Below are 18,107 nucleotides of genomic sequence, written 5' to 3' on the forward strand. Positions count from 1 at the left end.
GCCCTCGCCATAGGCCCCGGCCTCGGGCTCGAACGGGGCCTCCATCTCGGTGACGATCAGGTGCATGCGGCGCAGCATGTCGGCCAGCACCGGGTCGGGCTCGAATTGCAGATAGTCGGCCTGCACTTCGAGCTGCACATGCCGGTTGCCCAGGTGATACGCGGCACGCGGCAGATCGGTGGCCGTGCCATGCGCCGGGCAGGCGCGCACTTGCAGCACGGCTTGCGGCGCGGCTTGCACACGGATCATTGAGCCGTCTTCAGCCACCAGCATGTCGCCGCCACGCAGCACGGTGCCGCGCGGCAGGAACACGGCGATGTGACGACCGGCACTGTCGTGCGCGTCAAAGCGGCTTTTGCTGCGCGTGTCCCAGTCCAGGCTGACCGTGACTGCGCGCTGTACCAGCGCAGCGGCCAAGCCGCGCGCGGCGGGAAGATGTTTGTTAACGGTGAGCATGAGGATTCGGAAGGAGAGGTTTGCAGAAATTCGGGCTGCCGCCTAATATAACAACCGTTATAACTTCATTGTCCGGCTGCACCAGTCGTCAGGAGAACCGCATGTCCGCCCTCAAACTCACCCAGATCGGCAATTCCGTTGGCGTCATTCTGCCCAAGGAACTCCTCGTCCGCCTCAAACTGGAAAAGGGCGACACGGTGTTCGTCACCGAGGCGGCGAATGGCGTCACCCTCACCCCTTACGACCCCGCGCTGGATGAGCAACTGCAACTGGGCCGCGAATTCATGCGCGAGTACCGCGACACTTTCCACCAACTCGCTAAATGAGCTGGCGTTTCATCGACCGGCGTGCGCTGCTGCTGTTGCACGACGAAAGCCTGGCCGAACACGGCGGCGCACCCGGCCTGCGCGATGAAGGCCTGCTCGAATCGGCGCTGGCTCGGCCCTTGAATCTGGTGGCCTACGGCGAGCCGGATTTGGCCGCGCTTGCCGCCGCATATGGGGTGGGCCTGGCGAAAAATCATGCTTTTGTCGACGGCAACAAGCGCGCGGCTTTTCTCGCAGTGGGCTTGTTTCTCGCCTTGAATGGTCAGCGCCTCGCCACGACACAAGTCGACGCCACGCTCACCATGCTCGCCGTCGCTTCTGGCGACATGAGCGAAGACGCGTTTGCCGCGTGGATACGGTCGCATCTGCAGCCGCGCTAGGCAAAGGGATTGAGCACTCCATGCGGATGTCGGCAGCTGGAGATGACGCACCAATGGGATCAGGATCAGAGGACTCAGCGTTCGCAAACAAGCCTACCGGCGCGCCTCAGTGGCCACGCGCACGGCCAATGCGGCCAGCACCGTTCCCATCAGCCATCGTTGCACGGCGATCCACATTGGCCGCTGCGCCAGAAATCTGGCAATCGAACCGGCCATGAAAACAATCAGCGCGTTCACCGCAAGGCTGATCACGATTTGTGTCATGCCCAGCGCCAACGACTGGCCGAGCACGGAGCCATGCGCAGGGTCGATGAACTGCGGCAGGAGCGACAGATACGCGCATCTGAAACGGCGAGTGGCCGCCCGGCTTGACCGCTTGCCAGGCGAGATAAAGCAAATACAGCGCGCCGCCAAAGCGCAGCGCGTCATACGCATAGGGCACCGCCAGCACGAGTGCCGTGATGCCGAATGCCGCGCACAGCATGTAAAACACGAAACCCAAAGCCACTCCCCCCAAGGAGATAAGTCCAGCGCTGCGGCCTTGAGAGATCGAACGTGAAATGAGATAAATCATGTTCGGCCCAGGTGTCAGCACCATGCCAAGAGCAACCAGGGAAAAGGTGAAGAAGTGAGTCAAGGTTGGCATTCCAGTCTCCGTTTTGGCAAAGTCAAAACAGAAAATACCGCTGCGCCATCGGCAGCACGGTCGCGGGCTCGCAGGTGAGCAGCATGCCATCGGCACGAACCTCGTAGGTCTGCGCGTCCACCTCCATGCGCGGGGTGTAGGCGTTGTGCACCATGTCGGCCTTTTTCACGCTGCGGCAGCCGCGCACGGCGGCAAGCGTCTTGTGCAAGCCCAGACGCTGGCCGATGTTGTTGGTCAGCGCGGCCTGTGACACAAAGGTGAGCGAGGTGGCGGTGCGCGCGCCGCCGAAGGCGCCGAACATGGGCCGGGTGTGCACCGGCTGTGGCGTGGGAATGGAGGCGTTGGCGTCGCCCATGAGTGCGGCGGCGATGAAGCCACCTTTGAGAATCACGCTGGGCTTCACGCCGAACCACGCCGGCCGCCACAGCACCAGATCGGCCCATTTGCCCGCTTCCACCGAGCCCACTTCTTGCGCGATGCCGTGCGCCAGCGCGGGGTTGAGGGTGTATTTGGCGATGTAGCGCTTGGCGCGGAAGTTATCGTTGCGGTCATTGCCCTGGGCGCCACCCGAAGCCGGAGGCGCCAGCCAGCCGCGCTGCGCCTTCATCTTGTGCGCGGTCTGCCAGGTGCGCAGCGCCACTTCGCCCACGCGCCCCATGGCCTGGCTGTCGCTGGACATGATGCTGATGGCGCCCAGGTCGTGCAGCACGTCTTCGGCGGCGATGGTTTCGCGGCGGATGCGGCTTTCCGCGAAGGCCAGATCTTCGGCGATGCCCGCGTCGAGGTGGTGGCACACCATCAGCATGTCGAGGTGCTCGTCGATGGTGTTGACGGTAAAGGGCCGGGTCGGATTGGTGGAGGACGGCAGCACATTGGCTTCGCCCAGGACGCGCAGGATGTCGGGCGCATGGCCACCGCCCGCGCCTTCGGTATGAAAGGTATGGATGGTGCGGCCTTTGAACGCGGCGATGGTGTCTTCGACGAAGCCGCTCTCGTTGAGCGTATCGGTGTGGATGGCCACCTGCACATCGGTCTCTTCTGCCACCGAGAGGCAGCAGTCGATCGCCGCCGGCGTGGTGCCCCAGTCTTCGTGCAGCTTCAGGCCGATGGCGCCGGCTTCGACCTGCTCGCGCAGCGCTGCGGGTTGGCTGGCGTTGCCCTTGCCGAGAAAACCCAGGTTCATCGGGAAGGCATCGGCCGCCTGCAACATGCGGGCGATGTTTTCCGGCCCCGGGGTGCAGGTGGTGGCGTTGGTGCCGGTGGCCGGGCCGGTGCCGCCGCCCAGCATGGTGGTGACGCCGCTCATCAGCGCCTCTTCGATCTGCTGCGGGCAGATGAAGTGGATATGGCTGTCGATACCCCCGGCGGTGAGGATCATGCCTTCCCCCGCGAGGATTTCGGTGCCCGGGCCGATGATGATGTCCACGCCCGGCTGCACGTCCGGATTGCCCGCCTTGCCGATGGCGGCGATGCGCTGGCCACGAATGCCCACGTCCGCCTTGACGATGCCCCAGTGGTCGAGGATGAGCGCATTGGTGATGACCAGATCCATCACCCCTTCGGCGCGGGTGCGCTGGCTCTGACCCATGCCGTCGCGGATGGTTTTGCCGCCGCCGAACTTCACCTCTTCGCCATAGCCTCCGGCGCGCAGGGTGTAGTCGTCTTCCACTTCGATGAGCAGGTCAGTGTCGGCCAGGCGCACGCGGTCGCCGGTGGTGGGGCCGTACATCTCGGCATAGGCGCGGCGGGAGATCGTGGCCATCACAGCGCTCCCATCACGTCTTGCCGGAAACCGATGACCACGCGCTCGCCCGCGAAGGCCACCAGCTCCACCGTGCGCTGCTGCCCCGGCTCGAAGCGCACCGCGGTGCCGCTGGCGATGTGCAGCCGCATGCCGCGCGCGGCTGCGCGGTCAAAGCGCAGCGCCGGATTGGTTTCCGCAAAGTGGTAGTGCGAGCCGACCTGAATGGGCCGGTCGCCCGCGTTTTCCACCACCACGCTCAAGGTGGCGCGGCCGGGGTTGAGAGCGAGGTCGCCCTCGGCACAAAGGATTTCTCCAGGAATCATTGAAACGCTCCAGATTGGGGGATTCACGCAATGGGCTGGTGCACGGTCACGAGCTTGGTGCCGTCGGGGAAGGTGGCTTCCACCTGAATGTCGGGGATGAGTTCGGCCACGCCGTCCATCACCTCGTCGCGGCTGAGCAGGGTGCGGCCAAAGCTCATCAACTCGGCCACGGTGCGGCCGTCGCGCGCGCCTTCCATTACTGCAGCGGTGATGTATGCGATGGCCTCGGGTACGTTGAGCTTGAGGCCGCGCGCCTTGCGGCGCTCGGCCAGCAGCGCGGCGGTGAAGATCAGCAGCTTGTCTTTTTCGCGGGGGGTGAGGTCCATGGGGCGGCGGATGGAATGGGAATCGTGAGGTGAGCTTAACGCGAGGCCACATCGAAAGCGCAGGCCGGTGCTGCAGCAAAAAGCAGACCTGCCGCCCCTGCTGGAACGGTGTGGGTCTCCGTTTGCCCCGGTTTGGTGCGAACGCACCAAAGACGATCGAGCTAATGCGCGCGGTGGTGCCTCAAAACAGATTGTGGGGCGCGTTCAGGCCCGCGCGGCGCAAGTTCGGGCCAAGTGTCATCGAACTGTCACCCCGTGCTGAGGGGGGGGCAGACAAAACCGTGGCACGCGACTTGCACAACACAGCGTGTCGCACCCCACCACAACCTCTGGAGGAATTTCCAACATGGATCGTCGTACCGCACTCAAGACCGTTGGCGGCGCAGTTGCCGCAGCGGCGGCCAGCACGCTGTCTTTCCCCGCCATTGCTGCGAGCAAGAAACCGATCAAGGTCGGCATCCTGCATTCGCTCTCGGGCACCATGGCCATTTCCGAAACCGCGTTGAAGGACGTGGACCTGATGACCATTGCCGAGATCAATGCTGCAGGCGGCGTGGACGGCCACATGATCGAGCCCGTGGTGGTCGACCCCGCTTCCAACTGGCCGCTGTTCGCCGAGAAGGCGCGCCAGCTCATCAGCCAGGACAAGGTGGCGGCCATCTTCGGCTGCTGGACCTCGGTGTCGCGCAAGTCGGTGCTGCCGGTGCTCGACGAGCTCAACGGCCTGCTGTTCTACCCGGTGCAGTTTGAAGGCCAGGAGCAAAACAAGCATGTGGTCTACACGGGTGCTGCGCCCAACCAGCAAGCCATTCCGGCCACTGAATACCTCATGAGCAAGGACGGCGGCGGCGCCAAGCGCTTCTTCCTGCTGGGCACCGACTATGTGTACCCCCGCACGACCAACGCCATCCTGCGCGGCTTCCTGCACTCCAAGGGCGTAAAGGATGCGGACATCGCCGAGGTCTATACGCCGTTTGGCTTCAGCAATTATCAGAACATCGTGGCCGACATCAAGAAGTTCGCCTCGGCCGGCCCGACCTGCGTGATCTCCACCGTGAATGGCGACTCCAACGTGCCGTTCTACAAGGAGCTGGGCAACCAGGGCATCAAGGCCACCGACATTCCGGTGGTCGGCTTCTCCATCGCCGAGCAGGAAATTGCGGGCATGGACATCAAGCCCCTGGTCGGCCAGCTCACCGCGTGGAACTACTTCGAGAGTCTGAAAAATCCGCGCAATGCCAAGTTCGTCAAGTCGTGGCAAGACTGGGTGAAAAAGGAAAAGCTGAAAGACTATCCGGTCACCGACGACCCGATGGAAGCCTCCTACATCGGCATTCACCTGTGGAAGCAGGCCGTCGAGAAGGCCAAGTCCACCAAGACCGATGAAGTGCGCAAGGCGCTGATCGGTCAGAAGTTCGCCGCCCCCGATGGGTATACCGTCGAAGTGCTGGAGAACCAGTATCTGAGCAAGCCGGTGTTCATCGGCCAGATTAACGACAAGGCGCAGTTCGACGTAGTGTGGAAGTCCAAGGGTCTGGTTCCGGGCGAGTCCTGGAGCCCCTACATCCCCAAGCCGAAAAACGCCTGATCGTTCGGCAACGCAAACACTCCCCCTCCCAACCTCCCCCACGCCGCGGGGGAGGGGCGATCACTCCCTCTCCGCTCGCGGGGAGGGCTGGGGCGGGAAGTCTTTTGAACGCATCGATCCTTCTCTGTCAACTTCACGACCATGACCTCTACGCGCTCTTTGTGGGACCGGCCCGGCGCATGGCTGCGCATGGCGCTCGGCCTGGTGTTGTTCGGTTTACTGCTCGGCCTGACGCCACCAGCCCATGCCCTGACCCCGCAGGAAGCGCTGGCCATTTCCAGCGGCGACACCGACGCCCGCATCGCCGCCCTGCACAAGGCCGTGGCCAAGCCCGATCCGCAACTTGCCGACTTTCTGCACAAGCTGCTGAATGGCGATGTACAGATCGATGGCGACATGGTGCAGGTGCAAAAAGGCAATGAATGGATCGACCTGGCCACCGGCAAAGCCGTCACCCCCAGCGACAACGCGCAGGGCGTGGTCAACAACAACTATGTGCGCAAGGAGCTGCAGTCGGCCCGCGCCGCGCTCGATCTGTTTTCGCCGCAGCGCGCGCAGCGGCTCAAGGCCGTGCAGCAACTGCAGGACGATCCCACCTCGGTCGATCGCGGTCTGGTGGAGCAGGCGCTGAAAACCGAGAAAGACCCGGAGATCGTGCAGCGGCTGCAACTGCTGCACGCAGCCATTCTGCTCACCAGCGCCAGCGCCGCCGACCGTCTGGCCGCGGCCAAACAACTGGCGGCCAGCAACTACCCGGCGGTGCGCGCCCTGCTGCTCTCTCGGCTGGACAAGAAAGACGGCGCCTACATTGAGTCGTCTCCGCTGGTTCGCACGCAGATCGAAAAAAGCCTCTCCGAGATCGACAGCCGCCTGGCCTGGGGCGAGCGGCTGGGCACGCTGTTCTCGGGCATCAGTCTGGGCAGCATCCTGCTGCTGGCCGCGCTGGGCCTGGCCGTCACCTACGGCCTGATGGGCGTGATCAATATGGCGCAGGGCGAGTTCATCATGATCGGCGCCTACGCCACTTATGTGATGCAGAGCCTGTTCCAGCACTATCTGCCGGGCTATGTGCATTACGCGCTGATCGCTGCGGTGCCGTTCTCCTTCGTCGTGGCGGGGGGCATTGGCATGCTCATCGAGCGCACCATCATCCGCCGCCTGTACGGGCGGCCGCTCGAAACCCTGCTGGCCACCTGGGGCATCAGCCTGGTGCTGATCCAGGCGGTGCGCAGCCTGTTCGGGCCGCAGAACGTGCAGGTGGACAACCCGCCGTGGATGTCGGGCGGCTTCAACATCATGGCCAATCTCATCCTGCCCTACAACCGCATGGTGATCATCGCTTTCACCGTGGTGGTGCTGCTGGGCATGTGGCTGCTCATCAGCCGCACGCGCCTGGGCTTGTTCGTGCGCGCGGTCACGCAGAACCGGCCCATGGCCTCCTGCGTGGGGGTGCGCATCGCGCGGGTGGACATGCTGGCCTTCGGCCTGGGCACCGGCATCGCGGGTCTGGCGGGTTGCGCGCTCAGCCAGATCGGCAACGTCAGCCCGGAGATGGGAACAGGCTACATCGTCGACTGCTTCATGGTGGTGGTGCTGGGCGGCGTGGGTCAGCTCACCGGCACGGTGGCTGCGGCCATGAGCCTGGGCGTGGCCAACACCCTGCTCGAAGGCGTGGCGGGCGCGGTGTTGGCGAAGATCGCGGTGCTGGTCGCCATCATCCTGTTCATTCAGAAGCGCCCGCAGGGCATGTTCGCCCTCAAGGGCCGCAGCGTGGAAAGCTGAAATCCAATGGCCGCCATCCTCAATGAATCCGGCACGCTGGTGCCACCACCGCGGGTGCAACTGCAGTCACCCACGGCCTTTCTGCCGCTGTGGGGCTGGGCTGCGCTGATCGGCTTTCTGCTGATCGCCGCCGTGCTGGTGCCGCTGCTGGCGCTGGCTCTGCCGCAGGGCAGCAGCCTGCATCTATCGCAATACTGGGTCGGGCTGTCGGGCAAGATTCTTTGCTACGCCATGGTGGCGCTGGCGATGGATCTGGTCTGGGGCTACGCCGGCATTCTGTCGCTGGGCCACGGCCTGTTCTTCGCTCTGGGCGGCTATGCCATGGGCATGTACCTTAACCGGGCGATGAATGCGGCCAGCGGCAATCTGCCCGACTTCATGCAGTTCATGCAGTGGACGCATTTCCCCTGGTACTGGGTGGGCACCGAACATTTCGCCTGGGCGCTGTTTCTCGCGGTGGCAGCTCCTGGCCTGCTGGCCTTCATATTCGGCTTCTTCGCCTTCCGCTCGCGCATCAAGGGGGTGTATTTCTCCATCATCACCCAGGCGCTCACCTATGCGGCCATGCTGCTGTTCTTCCGCAACGAAACCGGCTTCGGCGGCAATAACGGCCTCACCGACTTCAAGGTGCTGCTGGGCTTTCCCATGGGCACGGCGGGCATGACGGTGTCGCTGTTCGTCGCCAGCAGCCTCACCCTGGTGTTGATGTTTCTCTTTTCGCGCTGGCTGGTGCGCAGCAAGTTCGGCCGCGTGCTCACCGCCGTGCGCGATGCGGAGAGTCGCGTGATGTTCTGCGGCTACAACCCGCTGTGGTTCAAGCTCGGAGTGTGGACGATTTCGGCCATGATGTGCGGCATTGCGGGCGCGCTGTATGCGCCGCAGGTGGGCATCATCAACCCCAGCGAAATGTCCACCTCCAACTCGATCGAGATCGCCATCTGGACGGCCATCGGCGGGCGCGGCACGCTCATCGGCCCCATCGTCGGCGCAGTGCTCGTGAACGTGGCCAAGAGCTGGCTGACCGTGGCCATGCCGCAAGTCTGGCTGTATGTGCTGGGCGGGCTGTTCATCGTGGTCACGCTGTATGCGCCATATGGCATCGTCGGCCTGCTCAAGCAGTGGAGGGCGCGCCGTGGCTAATCTTGACTGGCGGGAGATCGTGTACCAGGAGCCGCAGCCCGAACTCAGCGGTGATGCCACCGCGGGCTACGGCCACGTCATGCAGCCCGGCGTGGATCTGAGCCACGGCGTAGCCCTTTATCTCGACGACATCAGCGTGAGCTTCGACGGCTTTCGCGCCCTCAACAAACTCAGCCTCTCGCTCGACGTGGGCGAGCTGCGCTGCATCATCGGACCCAATGGCGCGGGCAAGACCACCATGATGGACGTCATCACCGGCAAGACGCGGCCCGACTCGGGCACCGCCTTTTTCGGCCAGACCATCGACCTGCTCAAGCTGCGCGAGGCCGAGGTGGTGGCCGCCGGGGTAGGCCGCAAGTTCCAGAAGCCCACCGTGTTTGAAGACCTCAGCGTGCAGGACAACCTGGAGCTGGCCCTCAAGTCGGACAAGCGCGCGCGCAACACCCTGTTCTTCCGCCTGAGCGCGGCGCAGCGCCAGCGGGTGGAAGAAGTGCTGGAACAAATTCGCCTGCACGACCAGGCTGCACGCCGCGCCGGTGACCTGTCGCACGGCCAAAAGCAATGGCTGGAAATCGGCATGCTGCTGATGCTTGAACCGCAACTGCTGCTGCTTGACGAGCCCGTGGCCGGCATGACCGACTTCGAGACCGACCGCACCGCCGAACTGTTCATCTCACTGGCGGGTAAGCACACCCTCATGGTGGTGGAGCACGACATGGAGTTCGTGCGCAAGATCGCCCACAAAGTCACCGTGCTGCACGAAGGCAGCGTGCTCGCCGAAGGCAGCCTGGAGCAGGTGCAGGCCGATGAGCGCGTGGTCGAGGTCTATCTTGGACGCTGAATCTGGACGCTGAACCAGCCACACACCATGCTCAACATCGACACGGTCAACCAGTACTACGGCGGCAGCCACATCCTGCGCAACGTCAGCCTGCGCCTTGAAAAAGGCCAGGTGCTCACCCTGCTCGGCCGCAATGGTGTGGGCAAGACCACGCTGCTCAAATCTCTCATGGGGTTGGTGCCGATCAAGAGCGGCAGCATCACCCTCGATGGCGCGCGCATCGACCCCCTGCGCCCGGACGCCCGCGCCCGGCTGGGTATCGGCTATGTGCCGCAGGGCCGAGAAATTTTCCCCCGCCTCAGCGTCGAAGAAAACCTGCACATGGGCCTGGCCTACAAGCCCGGTGCCGCCACAGTGCCCCAAGAACTGTTCGAACTGTTCCCCGTGCTCAAGCAGATGCTGCACCGCCGTGGCGGCGACCTTTCCGGCGGCCAGCAACAACAGCTCGCCATCGCCCGCGCACTGGCCGCAGGCCCCAAACTGCTCATCCTCGACGAACCCACCGAGGGCATCCAGCCCTCGATCATCAAGGACATCGAGCGCGTCATCCGCATGCTTGCCCAGCGCGGTGACATGGCCATTCTGCTCGTCGAGCAGTACTACGACTTCGCCAAATCACTGGCCGACACCTATTGCGTCATGTCGCGCGGCGAAATCATCAAGTCCGGCCAGGGCGCCGATATGGACGTTGACGGTGTCCGTGATCTGATCGCGGTTTGAGGGTGTGCGACAGCCCACCGCACTACACGCGCATCGACCGAGCTGTGGGCTGGCCTGTCCAGCTCGCGTCCACTTTCAGCACAAGGGTGTGGATTACCGTGGTGCAGACGTCCACATAGCTCACTCGGTCTGACCGAGACCATCCTGAACGCGGCCTACTCTCTCCAGCCCTCAACGAGTGGGCGAAGGAGAAATGGTCTTTGAATTTTGCAGGGCCGACCAAGACATATCGGGTCTCTGTTACAAAGCCAATCTGCATTGTGTGATGCTGCTAGACGATATTGTTCGACTTTCTCCTGTTCATACATGACGCCTTGGCACTCCCGCTTGCAATTGCGGTTCTCCGCCGAACCGGCGCGCACGGTGCTGCGCCACCAACACGAGGGCGGCCTGCGCGCGCTGGCCAGCCACTATCCCGAAGACCCTCAAATCTGCCATCAGGTGCTGGTGCACCCGCCGGGCGGGTTGGTGGGCGGCGACATTCTGGACATCGACCTGTCGGTGCAAGAAGGCGCGCATGCGTTGGTCACCACGCCGGGGGCAGGACGTTTCTATCGCAGCACCGGCGCGCCTGCGCGGCAGACCCTGGAAGCCCGGCTGGCGCCGGGCGCAAGGCTGGAATGGCTGCCGCTTGAGACCCTGGCCTACAACGACTGCCTGGGCGAGAACCGCAGCCGCTTTCACCTCGCGCCGGGCGCCGAGCTGATGGCCTGGGATCTGCTCGCGCTTGGTCTGCCTGCGGCAGACGCCGCGTTCCGCTCCGGCCGCTTCACCCAGCACATCGAGCTGCCCGGCATCTGGTTGGAGCGCGGTTGCATCGCGGGTGACGACGACGCGCTGCTGCATGGGCCGGGCGGTTTGCGCGGCCATACCGCGCTGGCCACCCTGTTCTTCGCCGCGGGCAGCCCGCTGGCCTCGCCACGCCGTGAGGCGCTGCTCGATGTGGCGCGGCAGGCGGCCGATGACGCGCAGCAGGCCAGCGTACTTTTTGGCGCTACCGCACCGCATGCGCAGATCGTTGCCTTGCGGGTGCTCGGGCATCGCATCGAGCCGGTGGCGGCGCTGTGCCGCGCGGTGTGGGCTGCTTGGCGGCAGACGGGGTGGGGTGTGGAAGACTGCGCGCCGCGCGTTTGGTCGACTTGACAACCCGTTCAAGGTTGGCGCCGCGCGCAGGTCGTTTGCCATGGATGGGACGTAGGGAAAGAGAAATGCCCCGCCCCCCGGCCTAGGATCACCACAGCGGAAAAGGACACCGGGATCGTTTGTCGCTTAACGCATCCACATCTCCATGGAACCATAAAAAGACTATATTAAGTCTTTTCCAAGTCTGGAGCATAGCCATGCGCTACTCGTCACAAATCAAGCCCATCAGCTATCTCAAAGCCAACGCGGCTGAGGTTTTAACGCGCCTCGCGCAGCAGCGTGAACCGATGGTCATCACCCAAAACGGCGAGGCCAAGGCGGTTCTGCAGGACGTCGCATCGTTCGAAGAAACGCAAGAAACGCTGGCCCTGTTAAAAATCCTGGCGCTTGGCAATCAGGATGTCGTTGCTGGCAAGGTCACACCTGTAGCTGACGTCGTTTCCCGCCTTCGCGCCAAACGCGCCTGAGTCTGATGGCCGACACGCCGACCCAGTTTGAAGTCCTGCTCACTGAGGGCGCGGAACAGGATTTGGAGGCCATCCTCGATTACATCTCCGTACTGGATTGCGTCGCCAACGCCAATCAGGTGTTGGATGACTTGATGGGTGTTGTGCAGAGCCTGTCGAGATTCCCCGAACGCGGCAGCTATCCGAAAGAGCTACTCGGTCTTGGAATCAAGGAATACCGTCAGACCTTTCTCAAGCCGTACCGCGTGGTCTATCGTGTCACAGGCCGCCAAGTCATCATTTACTTGATAGCGGACGGACGCCGTGACCTGCAAACCGTGCTTGCTCGCCGCCTGTTGGGCGCTTGACCCGAAGATAGCAAACCGAGCCGACGCCCGTAAGCTCGACAGGCCAGTCCAAGCGGATTTCCGCTAATTTTGGCGTTGAAGTGAGGGCTGCCGCCTTAAGCTGCTCGCACCTGCTTGGGCGGGCAAGCGCATGCCGTCGTGGTTCACCCGGTCATGCTGACCAAAGACCCTGCGACAACAACGCCGCCACGGTGCGGGTGAGTTGATCGTCCGCCAACTGGCCTGTTAGCCGCTTTGGAGGCGGCAGCCAATGTCATGACCGTGTCCATTCTGGTGAAGAGTGGGCCAAAGACGGCAATGACGCTGTGAGTCGCCGGGGATTTGGACGGTCGCCTCCGCTGTCGCGCTCTCGTGGACTGCCTGCCGTCCGCGCCCCGGTCAACGGCTGCCCACCAGATCCACAGCGCCCATGATCGAAGCGGACTTCCTGTTCGTTGATGCCTGTTTCACCGCCGTCTCACGACGATGGCAGTATCTTCCTCTGCGCAGCTCGCCGTAAAAGGTGAAGCGTTCAAAGGCCCCAGGCACCCGTTCAGCTTGCGCAGGGGTGTTCATCTGCGCATTTCAGTGATCGTGGACGCTTGTTTCAGTCTGATCGTGGACGGCGTTTCAGCGTGATCGTGGACGCGCCGGGGTGCGCGCAAGCGATGGGTTTCAATGTATCTCAATCGTCCACGATCCTGTATCTCAATCGTCCACGATCCGTCTGAAACGGTTATCGCGAAGCGGTCGGTGAGGGGCTGCTGCGCAGCCTTATCCACGGCGGCGGACGGCGCTTGCGACGGACCGGCCGCCGCGGTGGATAAGGCGTGTTCGGCGCGGCGGTGGCGGCGGTTCTGGGGGATCATTGGTCTTTGTCCTTCTCGCGCAGCGAGGGGCCTTTGAGCTCGATCTTGTGGCTGCTGTGCACGATGCGGTCGAGGATGGCGTCGGCCAGGGTGGGGTCGTCGAGGTAGGCATGCCACGCCTTGACCGGAAGCTGGCTGGTGATCAGCGTAGAGCGGCTGCCCACGCGGTCGTCGAGCAGTTCGAGCAGATCGTTGCGCTCGGCAGCGCCCATGGGCGCGATGGCGAAGTCGTCAATGAGCAGCAAATCCAGCTTGGCCAGTTGCGTCATGCGCCGCGCATAGCTGCCGTCGCCGTGGGCGACCTGCAGTTCGCCGAACAGGCGCGCCGAGCGCGTGTAGAGCACCGAGAAGCCCGAACGCGCGGCCTGATGCGCCAGGGCGCAACCCAGCCAAGTCTTGCCGCACCCGGTGGCGCCGGTGATGAGCACGTTCTGCGCCTGGCGCAGCCAGTCGCCGCCGGCCAGGTTGGCGACAAGGTGACGGTCGAGGCCGCGGCTGGCGCGCCAGTTGATGTCCTCCACGCAGGCTGCGGAGACTTTGAGCTTGGCGGCCTTGAGCAGGCGCTGCAGGCGGCGGTCGTCCCGCCAGGCGATCTCGCTTTGCACGAGCAGCGTGAGCCGCTCATCGAAGCCCAGGGCGGCGGCTGTCGAGCGGCTGGCCTGCTCCGTCAGGGCGTGGACCATGCCGTCCAGGCGCAGCGCGCGCAGTTGGTTGAGGGTGTGTTCATTGAGCATCGTGCTTCTCCTTCAGTGGTAGTAATCGGCGCCGCGCACGTTCTCGTGCTCGGGCAAGGCGGTGGACGCCGTCGTGGGGGGATAGGCGTGCTGGCGATCGAGCCCGCTCTTGAGAATCGAGGCCACGCTGCGGTAAGTGGGCGAGCGGATCGCCAGCGCCCTGGCGCAGGCGGCTTCCAGGCGCGCCGGGGTGTACTCGCGCGCCAGGCGCTTGAGGCCCAGGCAAGCGCGGTAGCCCTGCTCGGGATGCGGGCGGTTCTCCAGTTGCCAGGCCACCACGCCGGCGGTGGCCCCGCCGATGCGCTGGCCCCACGCGATGAGCTTGGCCGGGGTCCACTCCAGGTGCGCGCGGTGCGAGGCCGGCATGTGCTCGGGCGTGGTGGAGTGCTGACCCCGCCGGGCGTTCAGGGCATGGCAGGCCACGCGCTGGTTGGCGTGGAAGATCTCCAGTAACCCGGCGCCCGCGCGCATCTCCACCGTGGCGCCCACCAGGCGGTGCGGGACACTGTAGTAATGGCCTTCGAACTCGACGTGGTAGTCGACGTTGACCTTGGCTTGCTTCCAACGCCCGACCGCATAGCGCGTGGGCGGCAGGGGCGAGAGTGCCGGGGCGTCGAGCCACAGGAAGGCGTCGCGGCGGCAGCCAGGCAGCTTTTGGAACGGGCGCAGGTTCAGATCGGCCATGAGCGCAGCGATCGCCGCGTTGAGCTCGACCAGGCTGAAGAAGCGGCGGTTGCGCAGCCGCGCCAGAATCCACCTCTCGACCAAGAGCACCGCGCCCTCGACCTTGGGTTTGTCTCTCGGGTGCGCCGGGCGTGCGGCCAGCAGGGCGCAGCCGTCATGGCGGGCGAACTCCTCGTACGTGCGGTTGGGCAGCGGGTCGTAGGTGTCGGGATGTTTGATCAGCGCGCGCGCCTGGTCGGGCACGATCAGCCGCGGCACGCCGCCGAAGAATTCCAGCGCCTGCACTTGCGCGCCGATCCAGTCGGCGGTGGTCTGGCGCGGTGTGGCACAGGCGTACGTGTAGCTCGACGCCCCCAGCGTGGCCACGAAGATCTGCGCGGCGCTGATCTCGCCGGTGGTCGGGTCGGTGATCGGCACGGTCTGCCCGGCGTAGTCGACAAACAGCTTCTCCCCCGCCTCATGCACCTGGCGCATGGAGCGCTTGAGGCGCTGCGCCCACGCGCGGTACTTGATGCAAAAACTCGTGTACTTGTAGGCCTGCGCGTTACCGCGGGCGTACTCCTCCCACAGCAGCATCAGGGTCACGCCGGGGCGTTTGAGCTCCTGGTGAATGACCGCGAAATCGGGGGCGAGCTGATCGCTGGCGCGCGGCACCGGCGGGCGGTACAGCCGCCCCTGCAACTCGACGTCGGTCAGCGTCTGGGCCACCGCCCAGTCCACCCCGGCCGCCCGGGCCAGCGACACGTACTTGCCCACCGCGCTCTTGGACAGCTTGAGCGCGCGGGCCACTTCGCTATAGGTCAACCCAACCTGCAGGTGCAGGCGTAATGCTTCTCGGATCTGGCGCATCATGATTCTGGTCGTGGGCATCGGCTTCGATCAAAAAATCGACCAGCCTAGACCCGCACAGGGGATCACTTGCGCGCCTCCCGGCGTCCACGTTCACGCTGAAACAGCGTCCACGTTCAGCCTGAAACGCCGTCCACGATCACGCTGAAATCCCGTCCACGATCAGCCTGAAATGCCGTCCACGATGGGCTGAAATACGCAGCCATCGACGCCAAGCTGGCTGAAGCCGTTCCCTTGCCGGGCTTCACGACCTACAGCCAATTCACACCCTCCGATATTGGTTATTTCCAGAAATTTTTCGACGTATTCACCGAGCGCAAAATTTTCACACGCAAGGTTGATGTCGCCTCCATGTTGTACCGGGCCTGATGCTCCTGCTGCTGTGGCAAATGGCAGTGTCCGCACACTGGGTCAACCCGGTGCTGCTCCCCTCGCCCGAAGACACGCTGGCGACGCTCTGGACCAGCCTGATTGATGGCAGCATGTGGCCGGATTTTCAGGCCACTGTGTTGCGCACCTTCTACGCCTTTGCCATTGCAGCGCTGATTGGCGTGCCACTGGGCGTTGCGCTGGGCAGTTCGCCTGCCATTTATCGCAGCGTCGAATTCTTGGTCGATTTTTTCCGCTCCACGCCATCTTCTGCACTGATTCCCTTGTTCATGCTGCTGTTCGGCCTGTCCGATCTGAACAAGATCGCGATCGCGGCGTTCGCCGCCGTGCTGCTCATCTTGTTCAACAGCGCTTACGGGGTGATGAACGCGCGCAAGACCCGCGTGCTTGCCGTCAAGGTCATGGGCGTCTCGCGCTGGCATGTGTTCAAGGATGTGCTGCTGCTGGAGAGTCTGCCGCAGACCTTTGTCGGCCTGCGCACAGGCGTGAGCATGGCGCTGGTCATCGTCATCGTTGCGGAGATGTTCATCGGCTCGGATACCGGTCTGGGGCAGCGCATCATCAACGCGCAACAAGTGCTCAACATCAAGGGCATGTATGCGGCCATCCTGCTCACCGGCATCCTGGGATATGCCCTGAATCTGCTGTTCTCGTTGGTGGAAATACGCTTTGTTCACTGGGGTGGAAAATGAACGCACTTGCAAAGCTGTTCCAGGGCGGGCCCAAGAAGACGGGAGCGCTGGATGGTCTCCCCGAACTGACGCGGCTTCCAGCGGCGCCAGAGACGCATGTGACGATCCGCGGACTAGATAAGCAGTTCGGCGGCGCGCCCCTCTATCAGGGGTTTGACCTGGATATTCCACGCGGCAAGATTGTCTCCATCTTCGGCCCGAACGGCTGCGGAAAATCCACGCTCATCAATATGATTGCAGGACTGCTGCCCGTGGATGGCGGCGAGATTTTGTTCGACGGAAAGAGCCTGCGAGAAACGGTCATCGGCTATGTGTTCCAGAACTATCGCGAGGCGCTGCTGCCCTGGCTGTCCGCGCGGCGCAACATTGAATATCCGCTGATCCGCAGCGGGATGAAGCCCGCGCAGGTGAAGGCGCGCGTGGACGAACTGGTGGCCGCTTTCGACATCCGATTCGACCTGGAACGACACCCCTATGAGTTTTCCGGGGGACAACAACAACTGCTGTTTCTGGACGAACCCTTCTCCGCGCTCGACTATGAAATGACGCTGTTCATCCGCGACAAGCTGCAGGAGGTGCAACTGCAGGACCGCACCACGACGCTGATTGTCTCGCACGATCTGGAGGATGCCGTGTTTCTCGCCGATCGCATCCTGCTGCTCACGCGCAGGCCAACACGTGTTGCAGCCGCACTGAATTTTGAACTTGCACGACCGCGCGGCCCAGAGTCAATCGCGGACGCCCGGTTCATTGAGGTGAAATCCAACGCCCTGGAAATTTTTCGCCGAGAGCTAGCCTCTTCATGAGCGCGAAGATCACCCAAAAGCGCCCCATGCATCTCTATCGTGGGATGGACAAGGCAACTCTTGATGCCGCCTACAACAACAGCGCCGCGGTCACCGACAGCGCAGAAATTCTCATACGGTGGGAGGACCGCAGCATGCAGCTCCGATCCTCCCGGGCCTCTCTCCTCGTCTTGCACTACGCCACGGGTGAACGCAACCGCATCGATTGCTTTGATGCTGGCCCTGGCACGCCTTGGCTCGCATTCATTCATGGCGGCTATTGGCAGATGCGCGCCAAGGAAACCTTCCACTTCGTCGCTGCGGGCCCTCTTGCCCTTGGGATCAGCGTGGCATTCATCGGCTACACGCTGGCGCCAGAAAAGAGGCTGGACGGCATCGTTGCGGAAATCTCCGCAGCGCTGGATATATTGACGCAACGGGTCGGCGCCATCCATCTTTCTGGCTGGTCGGCAGGCGCTCACCTCGTAGCCATGAGCATGGGCCACCCGGCAGTGAAGAGTGGGCTGGCCATGAGCGGGATTTACGACCTTGAGCCCATGCGCCTGTGCTATGTGAATGACAAGCTGGGGCTGGACAAAGACGAGGTCGTGCGCAACAGCCCGATTGCGCTTCCTACACCCAGCAAACCCCTGCTGATCGCCTACGGCGGAAGCGAGTTGACCGAGTTGCAGCGTCAGTCTGTCTCCTACTTTCAGACTCTTCAAATACAGCGCACGAACTTGCACGCATTGGAGCGCCTTGACGGCCATCACCATTTCTCCATCCTCGAAGGATTAGCCTCGCCGACCGGCGCGCTTGCGCTTGCCGCAGCGCGCCTCACGACTGTGCGTTGATTGCCCCAACTGTGGGCGCCCTGCACTGCATCGGCATCACAG

The 18,107-nt window shown here is 63.5% G+C and carries 20 protein-coding genes and 2 pseudogenes; 13 read left to right on the forward strand and 9 right to left on the reverse strand.

Annotation, left to right across the window (positions count from 1 at the left end; translation table 11 throughout):
- On the reverse strand, window positions 1–456 hold a 456-nt coding region (ureE, locus tag B7X30_RS12030; protein WP_286730868.1), incomplete at its 3' end, for an urease accessory protein UreE.
- Between the two features lie 101 nt (window positions 457–557).
- On the opposite strand from ureE, the gene B7X30_RS12035 reads away from it, so the two are divergent.
- Together B7X30_RS12035 and B7X30_RS12040 are read left to right on the forward strand one after the other, a co-directional pair.
- Window positions 558–782, forward strand: a complete 225-nt coding sequence (locus B7X30_RS12035; RefSeq protein WP_286730869.1) for an AbrB/MazE/SpoVT family DNA-binding domain-containing protein — start codon at window positions 558–560, stop codon at window positions 780–782.
- Window positions 779–1,162 carry a type II toxin-antitoxin system death-on-curing family toxin gene (locus tag B7X30_RS12040; protein WP_286730871.1) on the forward strand — a complete coding sequence of 128 codons (384 nt, stop codon included), beginning with the start codon at window positions 779–781 and terminating at the stop codon, window positions 1,160–1,162. The genes B7X30_RS12035 and B7X30_RS12040 overlap by 4 nt, the downstream gene beginning before the upstream one ends.
- Before the next feature lie 93 nt (window positions 1,163–1,255).
- Here B7X30_RS12040 and B7X30_RS12045 read toward each other — a convergent pair.
- The 4 genes and pseudogenes from B7X30_RS12045 to ureA all read right to left on the reverse strand — a co-directional run bounded on the left by B7X30_RS12045 (window position 1,256) and on the right by ureA (window position 4,201).
- Window positions 1,256–1,808, reverse strand: a pseudogene (locus tag B7X30_RS12045) (LysE family translocator).
- Window positions 1,809–1,830: 22 nt separating this feature from the next.
- Window positions 1,831–3,570, reverse strand: a complete 1,740-nt coding sequence (gene ureC, locus B7X30_RS12050) for an urease subunit alpha (protein ID WP_286730872.1) — start codon at window positions 3,568–3,570, stop codon at window positions 1,831–1,833.
- Window positions 3,570–3,875 (reverse strand): urease subunit beta, encoded by a 306-nt coding sequence (locus tag B7X30_RS12055; protein WP_013107406.1) that lies wholly within the window; start codon window positions 3,873–3,875, stop codon window positions 3,570–3,572. Before B7X30_RS12055 ends, ureC begins: the two co-directional genes overlap by 1 nt.
- 23 nt (window positions 3,876–3,898) lie before the next feature.
- Window positions 3,899–4,201 carry an urease subunit gamma gene (gene ureA, locus B7X30_RS12060; RefSeq protein WP_013107407.1) on the reverse strand — a complete coding sequence of 101 codons (303 nt, stop codon included), beginning with the start codon at window positions 4,199–4,201 and terminating at the stop codon, window positions 3,899–3,901.
- Window positions 4,202–4,547: 346 nt separating this feature from the next.
- On the opposite strand from ureA, the gene urtA reads away from it, so the two are divergent.
- The 8 genes from urtA (at window position 4,548) to B7X30_RS12100 (ending at window position 12,229) form a co-directional block, all read left to right on the forward strand.
- Window positions 4,548–5,789, forward strand: coding sequence for an urea ABC transporter substrate-binding protein (gene urtA, locus B7X30_RS12065; RefSeq protein WP_286730874.1), 1,242 nt, complete (start codon window positions 4,548–4,550; stop codon window positions 5,787–5,789).
- A gap of 141 nt (window positions 5,790–5,930) precedes the next feature.
- Window positions 5,931–7,571, forward strand: a complete 1,641-nt coding sequence (urtB, locus tag B7X30_RS12070) for an urea ABC transporter permease subunit UrtB (RefSeq protein ID WP_286730875.1) — start codon at window positions 5,931–5,933, stop codon at window positions 7,569–7,571.
- Between the two features lie 6 nt (window positions 7,572–7,577).
- Window positions 7,578–8,711 carry an urea ABC transporter permease subunit UrtC gene (gene urtC, locus B7X30_RS12075; RefSeq protein WP_013107411.1) on the forward strand — a complete coding sequence of 378 codons (1,134 nt, stop codon included), beginning with the start codon at window positions 7,578–7,580 and terminating at the stop codon, window positions 8,709–8,711.
- Complete coding sequence (gene urtD, locus B7X30_RS12080) at window positions 8,704–9,552, forward strand: urea ABC transporter ATP-binding protein UrtD (RefSeq protein WP_156053750.1); 849 nt, start codon at window positions 8,704–8,706, stop codon at window positions 9,550–9,552. The genes urtC and urtD overlap by 8 nt, the downstream gene beginning before the upstream one ends.
- A 27-nt stretch (window positions 9,553–9,579) precedes the next feature.
- Complete coding sequence (gene urtE / locus B7X30_RS12085) at window positions 9,580–10,272, forward strand: urea ABC transporter ATP-binding subunit UrtE (protein ID WP_156053751.1); 693 nt, start codon at window positions 9,580–9,582, stop codon at window positions 10,270–10,272.
- Window positions 10,273–10,578: 306 nt separating this feature from the next.
- A complete protein-coding gene (locus B7X30_RS12090; RefSeq protein ID WP_013107414.1) occupies window positions 10,579–11,415 on the forward strand; it encodes an urease accessory protein UreD in 837 nt (278 codons plus the stop codon).
- Window positions 11,416–11,612: 197 nt separating this feature from the next.
- Window positions 11,613–11,882 carry a type II toxin-antitoxin system Phd/YefM family antitoxin gene (locus B7X30_RS12095; protein ID WP_013107415.1) on the forward strand — a complete coding sequence of 90 codons (270 nt, stop codon included), beginning with the start codon at window positions 11,613–11,615 and terminating at the stop codon, window positions 11,880–11,882.
- A gap of 5 nt (window positions 11,883–11,887) precedes the next feature.
- Window positions 11,888–12,229 carry a type II toxin-antitoxin system RelE/ParE family toxin gene (locus B7X30_RS12100; protein ID WP_156053752.1) on the forward strand — a complete coding sequence of 114 codons (342 nt, stop codon included), beginning with the start codon at window positions 11,888–11,890 and terminating at the stop codon, window positions 12,227–12,229.
- Between the two features lie 72 nt (window positions 12,230–12,301).
- Here B7X30_RS12100 and B7X30_RS12105 read toward each other — a convergent pair.
- The 4 genes and pseudogenes from B7X30_RS12105 to istA all read right to left on the reverse strand — a co-directional run.
- A pseudogene (locus B7X30_RS12105) lies at window positions 12,302–12,449 on the reverse strand (IS5/IS1182 family transposase); the annotation flags it as partial.
- 158 nt (window positions 12,450–12,607) lie between these two features.
- Window positions 12,608–12,784 (reverse strand): hypothetical protein, encoded by a 177-nt coding sequence (locus B7X30_RS12110; protein ID WP_156053753.1) that lies wholly within the window; start codon window positions 12,782–12,784, stop codon window positions 12,608–12,610.
- Window positions 12,785–13,073: 289 nt separating this feature from the next.
- On the reverse strand, window positions 13,074–13,811 hold the full coding sequence (istB, locus tag B7X30_RS12115; RefSeq protein ID WP_286730877.1) for an IS21-like element helper ATPase IstB: 738 nt from the start codon (window positions 13,809–13,811) through the stop codon (window positions 13,074–13,076).
- 12 nt (window positions 13,812–13,823) lie between these two features.
- The gene (gene istA / locus B7X30_RS12120) at window positions 13,824–15,365 is read right to left on the reverse strand and encodes an IS21 family transposase (protein ID WP_286730879.1); all 1,542 of its coding nucleotides are present in this window, start codon (window positions 15,363–15,365) and stop codon (window positions 13,824–13,826) included.
- 347 nt (window positions 15,366–15,712) lie between these two features.
- On the opposite strand from istA, the gene B7X30_RS12125 reads away from it, so the two are divergent.
- The 3 genes from B7X30_RS12125 to B7X30_RS12135 are packed head-to-tail and all read left to right on the forward strand — an operon-like array spanning window position 15,713 to window position 18,065.
- On the forward strand, window positions 15,713–16,426 hold the full coding sequence (locus B7X30_RS12125; RefSeq protein ID WP_286730881.1) for an ABC transporter permease: 714 nt from the start codon (window positions 15,713–15,715) through the stop codon (window positions 16,424–16,426).
- Window positions 16,423–17,232 (forward strand): ABC transporter ATP-binding protein, encoded by an 810-nt coding sequence (locus B7X30_RS12130; protein ID WP_286730882.1) that lies wholly within the window; start codon window positions 16,423–16,425, stop codon window positions 17,230–17,232. The genes B7X30_RS12125 and B7X30_RS12130 overlap by 4 nt, the downstream gene beginning before the upstream one ends.
- On the forward strand, window positions 17,229–18,065 hold the full coding sequence (locus B7X30_RS12135) for an alpha/beta hydrolase (protein ID WP_286730884.1): 837 nt from the start codon (window positions 17,229–17,231) through the stop codon (window positions 18,063–18,065). Before B7X30_RS12130 ends, B7X30_RS12135 begins: the two co-directional genes overlap by 4 nt.
- The last annotated feature ends 42 nt before the right edge of the window (window positions 18,066–18,107 follow it).

This window comes from Thiomonas sp. 13-64-67 (assembly GCF_002282795.1).
Lineage (GTDB): Bacteria > Pseudomonadota > Gammaproteobacteria > Burkholderiales > Burkholderiaceae_C > Thiomonas > Thiomonas arsenitoxydans.